This window comes from Eoetvoesiella sp. (assembly GCF_035555955.1).
Taxonomy (GTDB): Bacteria; Pseudomonadota; Gammaproteobacteria; order Burkholderiales; family Burkholderiaceae_B; genus Eoetvoesia.
In genome coordinates, this window is the sequence record NZ_DATMGA010000011.1 from 107,111 (window position 1) to 121,107 (window position 13,997).

Annotated in this window: 16 protein-coding genes; 13 read left to right on the top strand and 3 right to left on the bottom strand. The window is 63.2% G+C overall.

The features are described from left to right. Nucleotides 1-19 precede the first annotated feature (19 nt). The 11 genes from VNT00_RS02330 to VNT00_RS02380 all read left to right on the top strand — a co-directional run bounded on the left by VNT00_RS02330 (nt 20) and on the right by VNT00_RS02380 (nt 10,792). A complete protein-coding gene (locus tag VNT00_RS02330; RefSeq protein ID WP_325584102.1) occupies nt 20-760 on the top strand; it encodes an ABC transporter ATP-binding protein in 741 nt (246 codons plus the stop codon). Further along, complete coding sequence (locus VNT00_RS02335; RefSeq protein ID WP_325584104.1) at nt 754-1,461, top strand: ABC transporter ATP-binding protein; 708 nt, start codon at nt 754-756, stop codon at nt 1,459-1,461. The genes VNT00_RS02330 and VNT00_RS02335 overlap by 7 nt, the downstream gene beginning before the upstream one ends. Before the next feature lie 25 nt (nt 1,462-1,486). Continuing rightward, entirely contained in the window at nt 1,487-2,341 is an 855-nt protein-coding gene (locus VNT00_RS02340) for a branched-chain amino acid ABC transporter permease (RefSeq protein WP_325584106.1), read from the top strand. Nucleotide 2,342: 1 nt separating this feature from the next. Beyond that, a complete protein-coding gene (locus tag VNT00_RS02345) occupies nt 2,343-3,395 on the top strand; it encodes a branched-chain amino acid ABC transporter permease (RefSeq protein ID WP_325584108.1) in 1,053 nt (350 codons plus the stop codon). 87 nt (nt 3,396-3,482) lie between these two features. Then, entirely contained in the window at nt 3,483-4,190 is a 708-nt protein-coding gene (locus tag VNT00_RS02350; protein ID WP_325584110.1) for a cysteine hydrolase family protein, read from the top strand. A gap of 302 nt (nt 4,191-4,492) precedes the next feature. Then, nucleotides 4,493-6,067 (top strand): 6-hydroxynicotinate reductase, encoded by a 1,575-nt coding sequence (locus VNT00_RS02355; protein WP_325584240.1) that lies wholly within the window; start codon nt 4,493-4,495, stop codon nt 6,065-6,067. Between the two features lie 6 nt (nt 6,068-6,073). After that, nucleotides 6,074-7,015, top strand: coding sequence for a UPF0280 family protein (locus tag VNT00_RS02360; protein ID WP_414650868.1), 942 nt, complete (start codon nt 6,074-6,076; stop codon nt 7,013-7,015). Nucleotides 7,016-7,049: 34 nt separating this feature from the next. Then, on the top strand, nt 7,050-7,694 hold the full coding sequence (locus VNT00_RS02365; RefSeq protein ID WP_325584244.1) for an amino acid synthesis family protein: 645 nt from the start codon (nt 7,050-7,052) through the stop codon (nt 7,692-7,694). A gap of 60 nt (nt 7,695-7,754) precedes the next feature. Continuing rightward, complete coding sequence (locus VNT00_RS02370) at nt 7,755-8,339, top strand: amino acid synthesis family protein (RefSeq protein ID WP_325584112.1); 585 nt, start codon at nt 7,755-7,757, stop codon at nt 8,337-8,339. A gap of 23 nt (nt 8,340-8,362) precedes the next feature. Further along, nucleotides 8,363-9,553 carry an amidohydrolase family protein gene (locus VNT00_RS02375; RefSeq protein WP_325584114.1) on the top strand — a complete coding sequence of 397 codons (1,191 nt, stop codon included), beginning with the start codon at nt 8,363-8,365 and terminating at the stop codon, nt 9,551-9,553. Nucleotides 9,554-9,574: 21 nt separating this feature from the next. Then, the gene (locus VNT00_RS02380; RefSeq protein ID WP_325584115.1) at nt 9,575-10,792 is read left to right on the top strand and encodes a CaiB/BaiF CoA transferase family protein; all 1,218 of its coding nucleotides are present in this window, start codon (nt 9,575-9,577) and stop codon (nt 10,790-10,792) included. Nucleotides 10,793-10,826: 34 nt separating this feature from the next. Here the strand turns inward: VNT00_RS02380 and VNT00_RS02385 are convergent, their stop codons facing one another. From VNT00_RS02385 to VNT00_RS02395, 3 genes are all read right to left on the bottom strand, one after another. Beyond that, nucleotides 10,827-11,132: a helix-turn-helix domain-containing transcriptional regulator gene (locus VNT00_RS02385; RefSeq protein ID WP_325584117.1), complete on the bottom strand. Its 306-nt coding sequence runs from the start codon at nt 11,130-11,132 to the stop codon at nt 10,827-10,829. Next, nucleotides 11,113-11,463 carry a type II toxin-antitoxin system RelE/ParE family toxin gene (locus tag VNT00_RS02390; protein ID WP_325584119.1) on the bottom strand — a complete coding sequence of 117 codons (351 nt, stop codon included), beginning with the start codon at nt 11,461-11,463 and terminating at the stop codon, nt 11,113-11,115. Before VNT00_RS02390 ends, VNT00_RS02385 begins: the two co-directional genes overlap by 20 nt. Nucleotides 11,464-11,637: 174 nt before the next feature. Continuing rightward, nucleotides 11,638-12,333 carry a TetR/AcrR family transcriptional regulator gene (locus VNT00_RS02395; protein WP_325584121.1) on the bottom strand — a complete coding sequence of 232 codons (696 nt, stop codon included), beginning with the start codon at nt 12,331-12,333 and terminating at the stop codon, nt 11,638-11,640. 306 nt (nt 12,334-12,639) lie between these two features. On the opposite strand from VNT00_RS02395, the gene VNT00_RS02400 reads away from it, so the two are divergent. Next, nucleotides 12,640-13,671 carry an NAD(P)/FAD-dependent oxidoreductase gene (locus tag VNT00_RS02400; protein ID WP_325584123.1) on the top strand — a complete coding sequence of 344 codons (1,032 nt, stop codon included), beginning with the start codon at nt 12,640-12,642 and terminating at the stop codon, nt 13,669-13,671. Further along, entirely contained in the window at nt 13,668-13,982 is a 315-nt protein-coding gene (locus VNT00_RS02405) for a 2Fe-2S iron-sulfur cluster-binding protein (protein ID WP_325584125.1), read from the top strand. Before VNT00_RS02400 ends, VNT00_RS02405 begins: the two co-directional genes overlap by 4 nt. Nucleotides 13,983-13,997 lie beyond the last annotated feature (15 nt).

The following is a 13,997-nucleotide window of genomic DNA, read 5'->3' on the forward strand; positions in this document are numbered from 1 at the left end:
CGCGCAGCCGGGGGAAAGAATGCTGGAAATTAAGTCCATCGTAAAGCGGTTTGGCGGCCTTACCGTGCTTAACGACTTGTCGCTGTCGCTCGAGCGGGGCAGCGTGAATTGCATCATCGGCCCGAACGGCTGCGGCAAGACCACCTTGTTCAATCTGGTGACCGGGCGCCTGCGCCCCGACCAGGGGCAAATACTGCTGAACGGGCGCGATGTCACGGGCCTGCCGGCCTGGCGCATCGCCAATTTGGGCATTTCCCGCAAGTTCCAGATTCCGGGCGTGTATCCGGAGCTGTCGGTGGTCGAGAACCTCATCGTGCCGCTGGCGGCGTCGCAGCGCAAATCGGGCCTGCTGGGCACCTTGTTTTCCCGGAACACCGACAGGCTGGCTTCGCTGCTGGACTTGTGCGGGCTTGCCCACAAGGCGACCGCCAAGGTCGAGACCCTGGCGCATGGCGAAAAACAATGGCTGGAGATCGCCATGCTGCTGGCCTTCGACGCCGATCTCATCCTGCTGGATGAACCCACGGCCGGCATGTCGGTGCCCGAGACCCAGAAAACGGCCGAGCTGGTCAAGCGTCTGCAGACCGAATTCGGCAAGACCGTGCTGGTCATCGAGCACGACATGAGTTTCGTGCGGGCGCTGGAATGCCGCCTGGTCGTCATGCTGCGCGGAAAGGTCGTGCGGGAAGGCAGCCTGGAGGAGATCCAGAAGGATCCGGAAGTCGTCGCGGCATATCTGGGAGGGGCCGTAGCATGTTGAAGGTAGGCAATCTTGTGGCCGGGTATCAGACCGGCAGCCGGGTTCTGGATGGGTTTTCGCTGCACATCGAGCCGGGCGAGGTCGTTGCCCTGCTGGGGCGCAACGGCATGGGCAAGACGACCTTCCTGAAGGCGCTGATGGGCCATGTGCCGGTGTCGGAAGGTTCGATCAACTTCGCGGACGAGGAAGTCGCGGGCCGCAAGCCCTACGAGATGGCGCGCCGCGGTGTGGGCTATGTGCCCCAGGGGCGGGAGATATTCTCGGACTTTACCGTTGAGGAAAACCTGCTGATGGGCCTGCTGGGCCGGCCCGACCTGCCGCAGAAGGTGCCCGACTGGGCATTCGAGGTGTTTCCGGTGCTGCATGAGCGGCGCAAGCAGCGCGGCGGCAGCATGTCGGGCGGACAGCAGCAGCAACTGGCCATTGTGCGGGCCCTGGTGGGGCAGCCCAGGCTGCTGCTGCTGGACGAGCCCTCCGAGGGCATACAGCCGAACATCGTGGAGGAGATCGGCAAAGTGCTGGCGCGCATCGCCAGGGAACAAGGGCTGACCATCCTGCTGGTCGAGCAGAACATGGAACTGGTGCTGGGCATGGCGCAGCGCTGCCTGTTCATGGAGAACGGCGCCATCGCGTACGAAACCTCCGAAGTGCAGCAGCTGCGCACCGATCCGTCGCCCATTCATCGGTATTTGTCCGTATGAAGCAAAAACCTATCGAGGTATACGTATGACCTTCGCAGTCGAATTGGGGCTCGATACATTGAGCTATTCGCTCAGCCTGTTGCTGGTGAGCCTGGGCCTGGTCATTATTTTCGGGCTGATGAACGTCATCAACATGGCGCACGGCGAGTTCTTCCTGCTGGGCGCCTACAGCGTCGTGGCCGTGCAGCAGCTTCATATGCCGTACTGGCTGACTCTGCTCATCGCGCCCCTGATGCTGGCGGTGGTGGGGCTGATTCTCGAGGAACTGGTGATCCGGCACGTCTATCACCGGTTCATCGACACCATATTGGCGACCTGGGGCATCTCCATCGCGCTCAAACAACTGATCGTGATCGTCTTCGGCCCGACGTCGCAAAGCATCGTCAATCCCTTGCCCGAGCCTGTTCACGTGCTGGGCGTGGTCTACCCTTCGTTTCGCCTGTTCATCATGGGTGTCGCCCTGCTGATCAGCTTCGCGACATTCTGGGTGTTCTACCGCACCCATATCGGCCTGGCCATCCGCGGGGTCATCGCCAACCGGCCGATGGCGGCTTCGCTGGGCCTCAACACGCGCCGCATGGACCGCTGGACGTTCGCCTTCGGCGCGGCGCTGGCGGGCCTGGCGGGGGCGGTGATGGCGCCCATCATGAGCGTGGATCCGCAAATGGGCGGCGGGTTCCTGATACCGGCCTTCCTCTCCATTATGGTGGGCGGCATCGCGCATTTGCTGGGCGTGGTGCTGGGCGTGGCCCTGATCGGCACGACGGGCACCGTCATCGCGTCGGTCGACACGCAGGTGGCCTCACAGGTGGCGGTGTTCCTGCTTGCCATCGTCGTAATCCGCATATGGCCTGAAGGCCTGATTGGAAGGAAGCGTTGAAATGACTAGCCGAGTATCGATGGGCCGGCCCCTGACCGTGGCGCTGTGGGCGGCGCTGATGCTGGTGCCCCTGTTCGCCGACGAATGGAGCGTCAGCCAGTTGGGGCAATACCTGACCTTCGGCATACTTGCCATGAGCCTGTCCTTCATATGGGGGCAGGTGGGCATATTGTGTTTCGGCCAGGCGATTTTCTTTGGTCTTGGCGCTTATCTGATGGGCCTGACCACCCTGGAAAGGTTTACCTGGTTCGGCGGGTCGCAGACCGTCGGCCTGCTGCTGGCGACGGCGGGGCCGGCACTGCTGGCCTATGTGCTGGGCAAGCTGCTTTTCGTGGGACGGGGGTTGTCCGGCGCGTTCTTTGCCATCGTCACGCTGTGCGCGGCAATGATCGTCGAGATCGTCGCCCAGCATACGGATTTCATCGGCGGCTTCGACGGTCTGCTGGGCATTCCGCCCCTGATGGCCAACTGGCGCGTGGGCGACGAAATGCTGTCCACCAACGAAACCTTCTACGTCGTGCTGGGTTCGGCGCTGCTCATCTACCTGGCGGCGTTGTTCGTTCAGCGCTCGCCTTTGGGAACGGTGCTGGCGGCCATACGCAACAACGAAGACCGCACGGCCTCATTCGGCTATCGGACCATCGACTACAAAGTGCTGGCCTTTACCATTTCCGGCGCCATGGCCGGCTATGCGGGCGCCTTGTTCACGGCCCAGTTCGGCTTTGTATCGCCGGCCATCACGGGTACGGCCCTGTCGACCGAGGTGCTGGTCTGGGTGGCCGTGGGCGGGCGCGGCGTCCTGATGGCGGCCTTCCTGGGGGCGGTGCTGGTGCGGTTCGTCGAGAGTTTCCTGTCGTCGGCCCTGGGGCCATACTGGCTGCTGATGCTGGGCATGTTCTTCGTCCTGACGGTCGTCGTCATGCCCGAAGGGATATTCGGCCGGCTGCTGCGGCTACCTTTGCCGCGATCGTGGCGCGAGCCCAGGCGCGTCCCCGCGCAGGCCGATCATGGCGACGCGAAGCCGGCGCTGGCAAAAGCCCTGGAATCGTCCTGAGCCCTTGCTGGCTCCCATTTTGGAAAAATACGCCTGCCCGGAGGAGCATCCGCCGGGTGGCCCTGAAATCTGTAAGGAGGCATCACCATGCACGCCATCAATCTCGCTCCGGAAATCGTGGAGCGCAGCCGTGCGCATCGGGGGCGCGAGCGCATTCTCGAGACTCTCGATCCCGCCAAAACGGCGCATTTGATCATCGACATGCAGAATGGGTTCGTGGCTCCGGGCGCGGCGGTGGAAATCCCCGTGGCCCGCGAAATCGTGGACAACGTCAACCGGACGTCGGCGCTGGTGCGCGAGGCGGGTGGGCTGAACGTCTATCTGCGCTACACCTACGACGAGAACGAGCCCGTGAACTGGTCGTTCTGGTACGACGTCATTTCAAGTCCCGCGGCCAAGGAGGGTTCGCGCAAAGCCTTTACCCGGGGTGGCGAGGGGTTCGATCTGTGGCCGGGCATGGATGTGCGGCCCGGGGATGAAATCGTGGACAAAACCCGCTTCAGCGCCTTCGTCCCGGGCACTTGCGAGCTCGATGCACTGCTGCGCCGGCGCGGCATCGACACGGTCATCGTGTCCGGCACCATGACCAACTGCTGCTCCGAATCCACGGCGCGCGACGCCGCGCAGCGCAACTACAAGGTCATTTTCATGGCCGACGGCAACGCCACCCTTACCGATGCCGAGCACAACGCCACGCTGAACAATATGCAAGCCCTGTTCGCCGAGGTGCTGACGGTCGAGCAACTGGCCGGGCTGGTCGCCGCCAGCCGGGGCGTGACCGGCGCGCCGGCATAGGGGCTGGACGCACAGGGGTAAGCCACGATAGCCGCCGCTATCTGTTAAGTAGCGCCAGACACGCGCCTCCCCCGGGGGCGTCCGCGCCTGGCGCAAGGCGGAGCCTGAGTTTCGCGCCCCATCACCCTGTTGAAAATTCTTGCCGCCCATGCGCTTTTAGGCTATGATCGGCAATAAATGTAGTAGCCGCTACAATTTTTAGTAAACGCTACATTAAATACACAATGACGCCAGGCTCCCGAGAGGTCGGAATCGGCCCCGGCGCCATGAGCAAGACGATACGCAAGGAGCGCACGGCAATGATGACTGAGCATACGAAAGTGGATCACAGCATGGAAAATCTCGATTCGCTGGAGCCGACTTCGGCCGGACCCACCGTGCTCGAAAAATCCAAGCCGCGCAGCGCCAACATGGCCAGCAACAAGGTCGAGTGCAACGCCTGTCCGGTGCTGTGCCAGATTACCGAAGGCCGCACGGGCGCCTGCGACCGCTGGGGCAACGTCGACGGCGTGCTTACCCGCGTCGACCCCGTGGTCGTCATGCGCCGGCTGTCCGGCAAAGACGCTTCCGGCCAGCCGGCGGCTGGCGAAGCGGCAGTGGCCGCCACCAGCGAAGCGGGTCCGGATACCGAGCTGTTCGTCAGCGGCGTAGCGTCGGGCACCACTTACCCCGACTACAAGCCGGCGCCCTTCATCGTGGCCTCCAAGGCGCGCGGCGTCGACATGGTGACCGTGGTCACCGAAGGCATATTCAGCTACTGCAGCTTCAAGGTAAAGATCGACACCGACCGCTACCTGGGGCCGGAGCAGTCCAACATCCGCCACAAGGGCGAGATCGTCGGCCACGTCACCACGGCGGAATACGGCTCGCAAATGCTGTCGCTGGGCGGTGTGCATCACCTTACGGGCGGCAGCAAAAAAGAAGGCCGCATCACCTGCGACGTCATGATGGCCCTGGGCAACAAGCAGGCCGTGGAGCTCACCATCGACGGCGGCGCCCAGCTCGTGGTGCAGGCGGGCAAGGCGCCCATTGTGGACGGCAAGGAAGAGCAGCGCATGCGGGTCGGCTGCGGCTCGGCCACCATCGGCATCTTCGCCAAGCAGTGGTTCGGCCATGTCGACGAGGTCATCGTGGTGGACGACCATATCACCGGCGTGCTCACCGAGCACCAGGCCGGCCGCTGCCTGGATACCGTGCCGTCGGGCATCAAGATGAAGGGCCGCCGTTCCACGCCGGGCCGCTACTTCCAGGTGGCCAATCCCGGCAATGGCTGGGGCGGCACCGATATTTCAGACCCGCTATCCATCATCGAGGGCTTCGACCCCAAGGTGGCGCATCCCGGCTTGCGCCTGCTCATTACCTCGACCACGGGCGAGCACGCCGAGTATTTCGAGCTGGACGAAGCGCTTCAGCCGCAGCCCAAGCCCATGCCGGAGGTCTTGCGCAAAGTGGTCGACCGCATCGGCGAGAACTGCGAGCCATCGCTTTGCAGCGTCATGTTCCTGGGCGGGGCCGGCGGTTCGCTGCGGGCCGGCGTTACCGAAAACCCCATCTGGCTGACCAATTCCATCAAGCAGGCGCTGACCAATGTTACGTGCGGCGGGGCGCCGGCCTATGTGTGGGCCGGCGGCGGCATCACGGTCATGGTCGACGTCATGCGCATGCCCGACAACTCTTTCGGCTACGTGCCGACCCCGGCCATCGTGGCACCTATCGAGTTCACCATGGCGCTGGCCGACTACGAGCGGCTGGGCGGGCACATGGACAACGTGCGCACGATCGACGAAATCATGAAGACCGATCACCACCACCGCATCATCGACTGGCACGACCCGGCCAGCCCATGGCCCCTGGGCAACAAGCCTATGCTGGCCTAGGCGGTCATGGCCGAGGCAGCCGTGGCGATCATGCAGGAGCCTGTCGTCGCGCCTTCGGGCGCGATGCGGCTTGCGCTGGACGACGGCCGCTGGCATTTCCAGCACGGCCCCATCGATCTGATCATCCAGGCCGGCGGCGACGCCGACGCCGTGCGGCGCGCCACCGAAAACGCCTGGCTGCGCTTTGGCGCCATCCTGCCCGAACTGGTGGCCGAACTGGCGCAATTGCGCCAGCCGGTGCGCGGCGCCAATACCCTGCAGGGGCCGGTGGCGCGCCGCATGTACGAAGCCTGCGGGCCGCACAGCGCCCAGTTCATCACCCCGATGGCAGCGGTGGCCGGCGCGGTGGCCGACGAGATCATCGCCTTCTTTCGCAACGAGGCCGGCGTCGAGCGCGCCTATGTCAATAATGGCGGAGACATCGCCCTGCATCTTTCGGCAGGCCAGAGCTACAAGGTGGGCCTGTTCACGGATCTTGCCCGTTTCGATGGTTCCGACGAGCTCCAGCTCGACGGCGGTTTCGTCATCGATGCGGCGCTGCCGGTGCGCGGCATCGCCACCAGCGGCTGGCGCGGTCGCAGCTTCAGCCTGGGAATCGCCGACAGCGTCACGGTGCTTGCCTCGAACGCGGCAACGGCCGATGCCGCCGCCACCATCGTCGCCAATGCCGTCAACAGCGACCACCCCGCCGTGCGGCGGGCGCCGGCCTCCAGCCTCAAGGACGACACCGATCTGGGCGATTTGCCCGTGACCGTCGATGTGGGCGACCTGCCGTACAACGAGGTGCGGGCCGCGCTGGAAAAAGGCGCGGCAAGGGCCGGCGCCCTGCTGCGCGAAGGGGTGATACACGGCGCCGTGCTGGCGCTGCGCGGGGCAATGACCGTGGTTGGGCTGGATGAATTGAGCCGCAAATTCCTGTCAGGTGGACAGGACGCGGCAAGCGTTTGAATATCATGAGCAAAAAAGGAAGCGTATGTCAGAGTTGATCGAGGTGCGTACCGTTCTTACGCAGGCGGAGACGATTTATCACGAGTTCGGTCCGGTGGCCGGCAAGCCGTTGATCCGCGGCGCCGTGGCGGCGGTGCTCAAGAACCCCTATGCGGGCCGCTACGAGCCGAATATCCTGCCCATGATGGAAGAGCTGAACGCGGTGGGCCTGGAAATGGCGCACAGGCTGGTGGCCGCCATGGGGGTTCAGGCCGACGACATCGAGGGCTACGGCAAGGGCGCCATCGTGGGCGCCGCCGGCGAACTCGAGCACGGCGCGTTGTGGCACGTGCCGGGCGGCTATGCCATGCGCGAACTGCTGGGCTGGAAGGGCGACCGGGACAGCTACAAGCAGGGCCAGGGCGGCGGCCAGAAAGGCCTGGAGGCGGGCCGCGCGCTTTCCATCGTGCCTTCGACGAAAAAGGTCGGGGCGCCCGGCACGAAGCTGGATGTGCCCCTGACCCACGTTACGGCCAGCTATGTGCGCGGCCACTTCGACGCCATCGAAGTCTACGTGCCCGGCGCGCCGGCGGCCGACGAAGTGGTTTTCATTCTGGCCATGTCCACCGGCGCGCGCATCCACGAACGCGTCGGCGGTCTCAAGCCGGAGCAGATCAGCAAGTTCGACGGCTTGCGTTGAACCGGTCAGCGCGGGCCGGGCGGCCCGGCGCAAAAACTTGAACAGAGAGAGGACAAAATCATGAAGGCAAAGATCCGCAAACTGGTTGTGGTGGTCGACGAGACCCGCATTGAAATGAACAAGGAAGTAAAACCCGCCACGCGGCGCGCGGTGGCCATGGCCGTCATCGAGAACCCCTTCGCCGGCAAGTACGTCGAAAGTCTCGAAGAGCTTTCCGATATCGGCGAAGAGCTGGGCGGCCTGCTGGGTGACAAGTGCGTGCAGGCCCTGGGCATCCAGCCCGGCCAGGCCGAAAGCTACGGCAAGGGCGCCATTGTGGGCGAGGCCGGCGAGCTGGAGCATGCCGCGGCCATCCTGCATCCCAAGCTGGGCAAGCCTCTGCGCAAGGCGGTTGAAAAGGGCGCCGCCCTGGTGCCTTCGGCCAAGAAGATGGGCAGCCTGGGCTCGGCCATCGACGTGCCCCTGGGCCACAAGGACGCCGCGTTCGTGCGCAGCCACTTCGATGCCATCGAGGCGCGGGTTTCCGATGCGCCCCGCGCCAACGAAATCGTCGTGGCCGTGGCGGTGACCGATTCGGGCCGGCCGCTGCCGCGCGTGGGCGGCCTGCAGACAAGTGAAATCAAGGGCGAAGACGGCTTGCGCTAAGCCGGCTTGAAAAGGAGATTGCAATGGCTGTATCCGTACAAGAAGCCAAATCGGGCAAAGTGGTCATCAAGAACGTCGGGCTGATGCTGTCCGGCGATATGGAAAACCCCATCCTCGACGCCGACACCATCGTCGTCAACGACGGCCGCATCGCCGCCGTCGGCCGCTACAAGGATTGCGACGTCGAAGGCGCCAAAACAGTGATCGATTGCCGCGGCACGGCGGTGTCCCCCGGGCTGATCGACTCCCACGTCCACCCCGTGGCGGGCGACTGGACGCCGCGCCAGAACCAGCTCAGCTGGATCGAGTCTTCGCTGAACGGCGGGGTCACCACCATGATTTCCGCCGGCGAGGTGCATTACCCCGGACGGCCCAAGGACATCCTCGGGCTGAAGGCGCTGGCCATTACCTCGCAGCGCGCCTTCGACAATTTCCGTCCCGGCGGTGTCAAGGTGCATGCCGGCGCGCCGGTCATCGAAAAAGGCATGGTCGAATCCGACTTCAAGGAACTGGCCGAATCGGGCGTGAAGCTGCTGGGCGAAATCGGCCTGGGCAGCGTCAAGGCCGGCGACGAAGCCCGCCAGATGGTCGCCTGGGCGCGCAAGTACGGCATCCAAAGCACCATTCACACGGGCGGTCCGTCCGTGCCGGGTTCGGGCTTCATCGACAAAGATGTGGTGCTGGAGGCCGACTCCGACATCATCGGCCACATCAACGGCGGCCATACCTCGCTGCCCTACAAACAGGTTTGCGAACTGTGCGAACGCTCGTCGCGCGGCATCGAGCTGGTGCACAACGGCAACGAACGCATCGCCATTCTCACTGCCCGCCACGCACACGAGCTCAAGTGCCTGCATCGCGTCATTCTCGGCACCGACGGGCCGGCGGGTTCCGGCGTTCAGCCGCTGGGCATCCTGCGCATGGTGGCGCAGCTCTCCAGCCTGGCCGACATCCCCGCCGAAATCGCCTTCTGTTTCGCCACGGGCAACACCGCCCGCATGCGCGGCCTGGATTGCGGCCTGATCGAGGTGGGGCGCAGCGCCGACTTCGTGTTCATGGATCGCGCTCAGCACACGGCCGGCTCCAATTTGCTGGAAAGCGTGCAACTGGGCGACCTGCCCGGCGTGGGCATGGTCATGATCGATGGCATCGTGCGTTGCCAGCGCAGCCGCAACACCCCGCCCGCCACCGAAGTGCCGGTGGTCGAACATTAATCAGCCCGGAGAAACACAGGCATGGCAGCAGCATTGCAAGGCGTGACGGTACTCGATCTGTCGCGCATTTTGGCCGGTCCCTGGTCGACGCAGAATCTGGCCGACCTGGGCGCCGACGTCATCAAGGTCGAACGTCCGGGACAAGGCGACGATACCCGTACTTGGGGACCTCCCTTCGTTCAGGGCGTGGACGAAGGCGTCAAGGATGCTGCCTATTATTTCTGCTGCAATCGTGGCAAGCGCTCGGTGACGCTGGACTTCACGGTGGAGCAGGGCCGCGCCGTATTGCTGGAGCTGGTGCGCAAGGCCGATGTGCTGGTCGAAAACTACAAGGTCGGGGGACTGAAGAAATACGGGCTGGACTACGACAGCCTCTCCAAGGTCAACCCGAGGCTTGTTTATTGTTCCATTACCGGTTTCGGCCAGACGGGTCCCTACGCCGAGCGTCCCGGCTACGATGCGCTGGTCCAGGCCATGGGCGGGCTCATGAGCATTACCGGCGAGCCCGACACCACACCCGGCGGCGGGCCGCAGAAAGTGGGCGTGGCGGTGGTGGACGTCCTGACCGGCCTGTATGCGACATCGGCCATCCTGGCCGCGCTGTATCATCGCACGCAGTCGGGGCAGGGGCAGCACATCGACATCGCCCTGCTCGACGTGCAGGTTGCCGCCCTGGCCAACCAGGCCAGCAACTACGTGCTGGGCGGCCTGGTTCCCCAGCGCATCGGCAGCGCGCATCCGTCCATCGTGCCGTATCAGCCCTTTGCCTGCGCCGACGGCCACGTCATGCTGGCCATCGGCAACGACACGCAGTTTGCGGCATTTTGCCGCGCCGCCGGCTGCGAAGGCCTGGCGCAGGACGAACGCTTCCGCAGCAATGCATTGCGGGTTCAGAACCGCGAGGCGCTGATCGGCCTGCTGCACGAAAGAATGAGCCTGAAGACCGTGGATCAGTGGTGCCAGGTCGCCATCGAAAGCGGTTTTCCCTGCGGGCCCATCAACACCATCGACCGGGTATTCGCCGACCCGCAGGTGCAGGCGCGGTCGATGCGGGTAAGTGTGCCGTCCCAGGGCTATGGCGACGTCGACCTGGTGGCAAGCCCCATGCGCTTTTCGGGCACGCCCATAAGCTACGATGCCGGGCCGCCTTCGCTGGGCCAGGACACCGAGGCCGTATTGGGCGAACTGGGGCTGGATGCTGCGGCGATCGCGGCCTTGCGGGAGGCCAAGGCCATCTAGGGTTCGGCGCCTCAGCGTTCAGCGGTTCTGCCTTTTACTTGTTGCTCCAGGATATCGGTCGCACCGCCAGTCGCAGTCCCATCGCTTTGAGGATGGCGGTCAAGTTATTTAAAGCCGGATTGCCCTTTGGTGAAAGGGTGCGGTAAAGCTGCGTCGGATTCAGCCGAGCCTGTTCCGCTACCGCCTGCACGCCACCAAACGCCTGCGCAAGCTGGCGCAGCACGGACAGCAGTTCCGCCTGATCGCCGTCTTCCAGTATTCCGTTGATCACATCCAGTGCCAGCATCGGGTCGCTGCGATACAGCTCGGCCATTGCCTCGTCATGTCCTTTGCTTCTCATCGTCATCTCTCCGTTGCCAGTCCTGCCAATAACCCACTGCCCGGTCGAGGTCGGCGTTCTGCGTGCGTTTGTCTCCTCCGCATAGCAGCAGCACGATTCTGTGCCCCGCCTGGGCATAGTACACGCGGTAGCCAGGCCCCACATCGACACGCAGTTCCCAGACGCCGTCACGGCAGAACTTGTGGTCGCCGAAGTTGCCCTGCTCGATCCGGTTCACTCGCCGGATCACCGCTACCTTTGCCTGACGGTCGCGTAGGCGATTGAGCCACTTCAAGTAGAGATCGTTCTGCTCGTCAGCTGTCAGGTAGTGTTCTATCCGATATGAAGCCATTTTCGTTTATTAGCGAATAAAGATCAACTGGATCAAGCTGTTGGGTCGGCTGAGGCGATGGGTGTTGGCAGAGTATGGACGTAGCACATGAACATCGCCAAGGTCTTGTGCGCTGTTCATGTCATACTCGATGGGATTTTTTTGGGTGGAACTTCCGCAAGGGTGGCTGTGTGGCTACTTCAGCACCGATTTCAACAGCAGATCGCTGACGTAGCCGGCCCAGGCGTCCACATTGCCCTGTTCCATGAGGTCGGTGTTCAGGAAGGACGAGAAGGTGTAGCGGTTGGAAACGTAGAAGTACCCCAGCGACGTCATGGCGATGTACAGTTTTTCGCAGTCGACGTCGTTGCGGAACTTGCCCATTTCGATGCCGCGCTGGACGACCTGCTTGAGAATGGCGATGGCCGGCCTGGCGTATTGGTCGGCGGTCTTGGACTTGGCGATGTGCTTGCCTTTGTGCAGGTTCTCGGTGCCGAGCAGCACGATGATTTCCGGGTTGGCCAGGTAATACCGGAATGGGAACTCGACGATTTTCCGCAGCGAGGCGACCGGGTCGCTTAGGTCGAGCGGCAGTTTTTGCTCGGCCTCGAAGATGTCTTTGTAGGCGGCTTCCAGCACTTCGACGAACAGCTTTTCCTTGCTGCCGAAATAATAATAAATGAGGCTGTCGTACGATTTGGCCGCTTTCGAGATCTTGTCGACGCGCGCGCCGTCGTAGCCGTCCTTGGAGAAGATTTTCTTGGCTGCCCGCAGGATATTGCCCCGCGTGGTCTTGGCCGAGCGGGGGCGCGGCTTTTTTTCCGTGGCGACGGTGATGTCGGGCGTGCTCGCGATGCCGGATGCTTGCTGTTCGTCGTCTCGGGCTGTCATGTGATGGGTTTTCTCTGTAAGGGGAAAAAAATCAGCGTTCAGTCTAAAGCACAGCTGTAAGCCTTTGCAACCACGGGGTTTTGCCTTTGCTGGCCCGCTTCCGCGCGCGTAGCTTGCCCGGCTTGCTGCCCCCCCAAGGCGGCGCTTTTTACCTTGGGACGGCTCTGCAGCAAAAAAAGCTTTTCACTTGCGTCAAGTCAGTATACTATACTCATTAATGTAGTGAGCACTAAATAAATTAAATAGGATTTTCGGCAGGCGGTTTCAGCGGTTGATGCCGTTGCCGGCCTTGAGGATGGAGGAAACATGGACGCAATCAAAACGGATGTGGTGATCGTCGGCGCAGGGCCTTGCGGCCTGTTTGCGGTATTCGAGCTTGGGCTGCTGGATCTCAAGTGCCACGTGGTGGACGTGCTGGACAAGCCGGGCGGCCAATGCGCCGAGTTCTACCCCGAAAAACCCATTTACGACATTCCGGGCACGCCTTCATGCACCGGCCAGGAACTGACCGACAGGCTGCTGCAGCAGATCCGCCCGTTCGACCCCGAGTTCCACTACGGCGAAATGGTCGAGTCGCTCGAAAAGCTGGAAAACGGCAATTGGCTGTTGCGCACCGACGGGGGCAAGGTGTTCGAAGCGCCCGTCGTCGTCATCGCGGCGGGCGGCGGCAGCTTCATGCCCAAGAAGGTAACCCTGCCCAACGCGGCCGAATTCGAAGGAAAATCGCTGTTCTACGCGGTGCGCAAAATGGAGAACTTCCGCGACAAGAGACTGCTGATCGTGGGCGGCGGCGATTCGGCGCTGGACTGGACGCTGAACCTGCAGCCGCTGGCCAAATCCACCACCTTGATGCACCGACGCCAGGAGTTCCGGGCTGCGCCAGATTCGGTCAACAAGGCCTTCGGCATGGTCGATGCGGGCGGCTTGTCGTTCATTGCCGGCAATCTCAGCGGCCTGCACGGCAGCGATGGCCAGCTCGAAGCCGTGAGCATCAAGCCCACCGATGGCGGCGAGGAAATCCACCACGAATGCGACAACCTGCTGGTGTTCTACGGCCTGACCATGAAGCTGGGGCCGATCGCCGGCTTTGGCCTGAACCTGCACGAGAACCGGATCGTGGTCGACACCGAAAAGTTCGAGACCAGCGTGCCCGGCATTTTCGCCATCGGCGACATCAACTGGTATCCCGGCAAGCTCAAGCTGATTCTGTCGGGCTTCCACGAGGCCGCTCTTATGGCCCAGCAGGCCAAGCGCATCGCCCATCCCGGACAGAAAGTGCTGTTCCAATACACCACCACGTCCACCGCGCTGGTCAGCAAGCTGGGGGTGGCGGCATGAAGATCAACGTCATAGACCGCGAGGGCAGGCAGCACGAGCTGGAAGCGACGCCGGGCTGGAAGATCATGGAGGTCATCCGCGAGGCGGGGCTGGACATCAAGGCCGAATGCGGCGGCTGCTGCGTCTGTTCCACCTGTCACGTCTACGTGGACGATGCGTGGCTGGATCGCCTGCCGGCCATCGAAGAAGACGAAGAGGAAATCCTGGACGACGCCTGCGAGCTGAAACCGGCATCGCGGCTGTCGTGCCAACTGAAAATGGCCGAAGAGCTGGACGGCCTGACTGTTACCTTGGCCCCGGAGTGGGCGTAAACAACGATTCGGAGG

Excerpts from the sequence above, each read along its gene's own strand:
- VNT00_RS02330 (WP_325584102.1), top strand. The coding sequence starts at position 20 with ATGCTGGAAATTAAGTCCATCGTAAAGCGGTTTGGCGGCCTTACCGTG.
- VNT00_RS02335 (WP_325584104.1), top strand. The coding sequence starts at position 754 with ATGTTGAAGGTAGGCAATCTTGTGGCCGGGTATCAGACCGGCAGCCGG.
- VNT00_RS02340 (WP_325584106.1), top strand. The coding sequence starts at position 1,487 with ATGACCTTCGCAGTCGAATTGGGGCTCGATACATTGAGCTATTCGCTC.
- VNT00_RS02345 (WP_325584108.1), top strand. The coding sequence starts at position 2,343 with ATGACTAGCCGAGTATCGATGGGCCGGCCCCTGACCGTGGCGCTGTGG.
- VNT00_RS02350 (WP_325584110.1), top strand. The coding sequence starts at position 3,483 with ATGCACGCCATCAATCTCGCTCCGGAAATCGTGGAGCGCAGCCGTGCG.
- VNT00_RS02355 (WP_325584240.1), top strand. The coding sequence starts at position 4,493 with ATGACTGAGCATACGAAAGTGGATCACAGCATGGAAAATCTCGATTCG.
- VNT00_RS02360 (WP_414650868.1), top strand. The coding sequence starts at position 6,074 with ATGGCCGAGGCAGCCGTGGCGATCATGCAGGAGCCTGTCGTCGCGCCT.
- VNT00_RS02370 (WP_325584112.1), top strand. The coding sequence starts at position 7,755 with ATGAAGGCAAAGATCCGCAAACTGGTTGTGGTGGTCGACGAGACCCGC.
- VNT00_RS02375 (WP_325584114.1), top strand. The coding sequence starts at position 8,363 with ATGGCTGTATCCGTACAAGAAGCCAAATCGGGCAAAGTGGTCATCAAG.
- VNT00_RS02380 (WP_325584115.1), top strand. The coding sequence starts at position 9,575 with ATGGCAGCAGCATTGCAAGGCGTGACGGTACTCGATCTGTCGCGCATT.
- VNT00_RS02385 (WP_325584117.1), bottom strand. The coding sequence starts at position 11,132 with ATGAGAAGCAAAGGACATGACGAGGCAATGGCCGAGCTGTATCGCAGC.
- VNT00_RS02390 (WP_325584119.1), bottom strand. The coding sequence starts at position 11,463 with ATGGCTTCATATCGGATAGAACACTACCTGACAGCTGACGAGCAGAAC.
- VNT00_RS02395 (WP_325584121.1), bottom strand. The coding sequence starts at position 12,333 with ATGACAGCCCGAGACGACGAACAGCAAGCATCCGGCATCGCGAGCACG.
- VNT00_RS02400 (WP_325584123.1), top strand. The coding sequence starts at position 12,640 with ATGGACGCAATCAAAACGGATGTGGTGATCGTCGGCGCAGGGCCTTGC.
- VNT00_RS02405 (WP_325584125.1), top strand. The coding sequence starts at position 13,668 with ATGAAGATCAACGTCATAGACCGCGAGGGCAGGCAGCACGAGCTGGAA.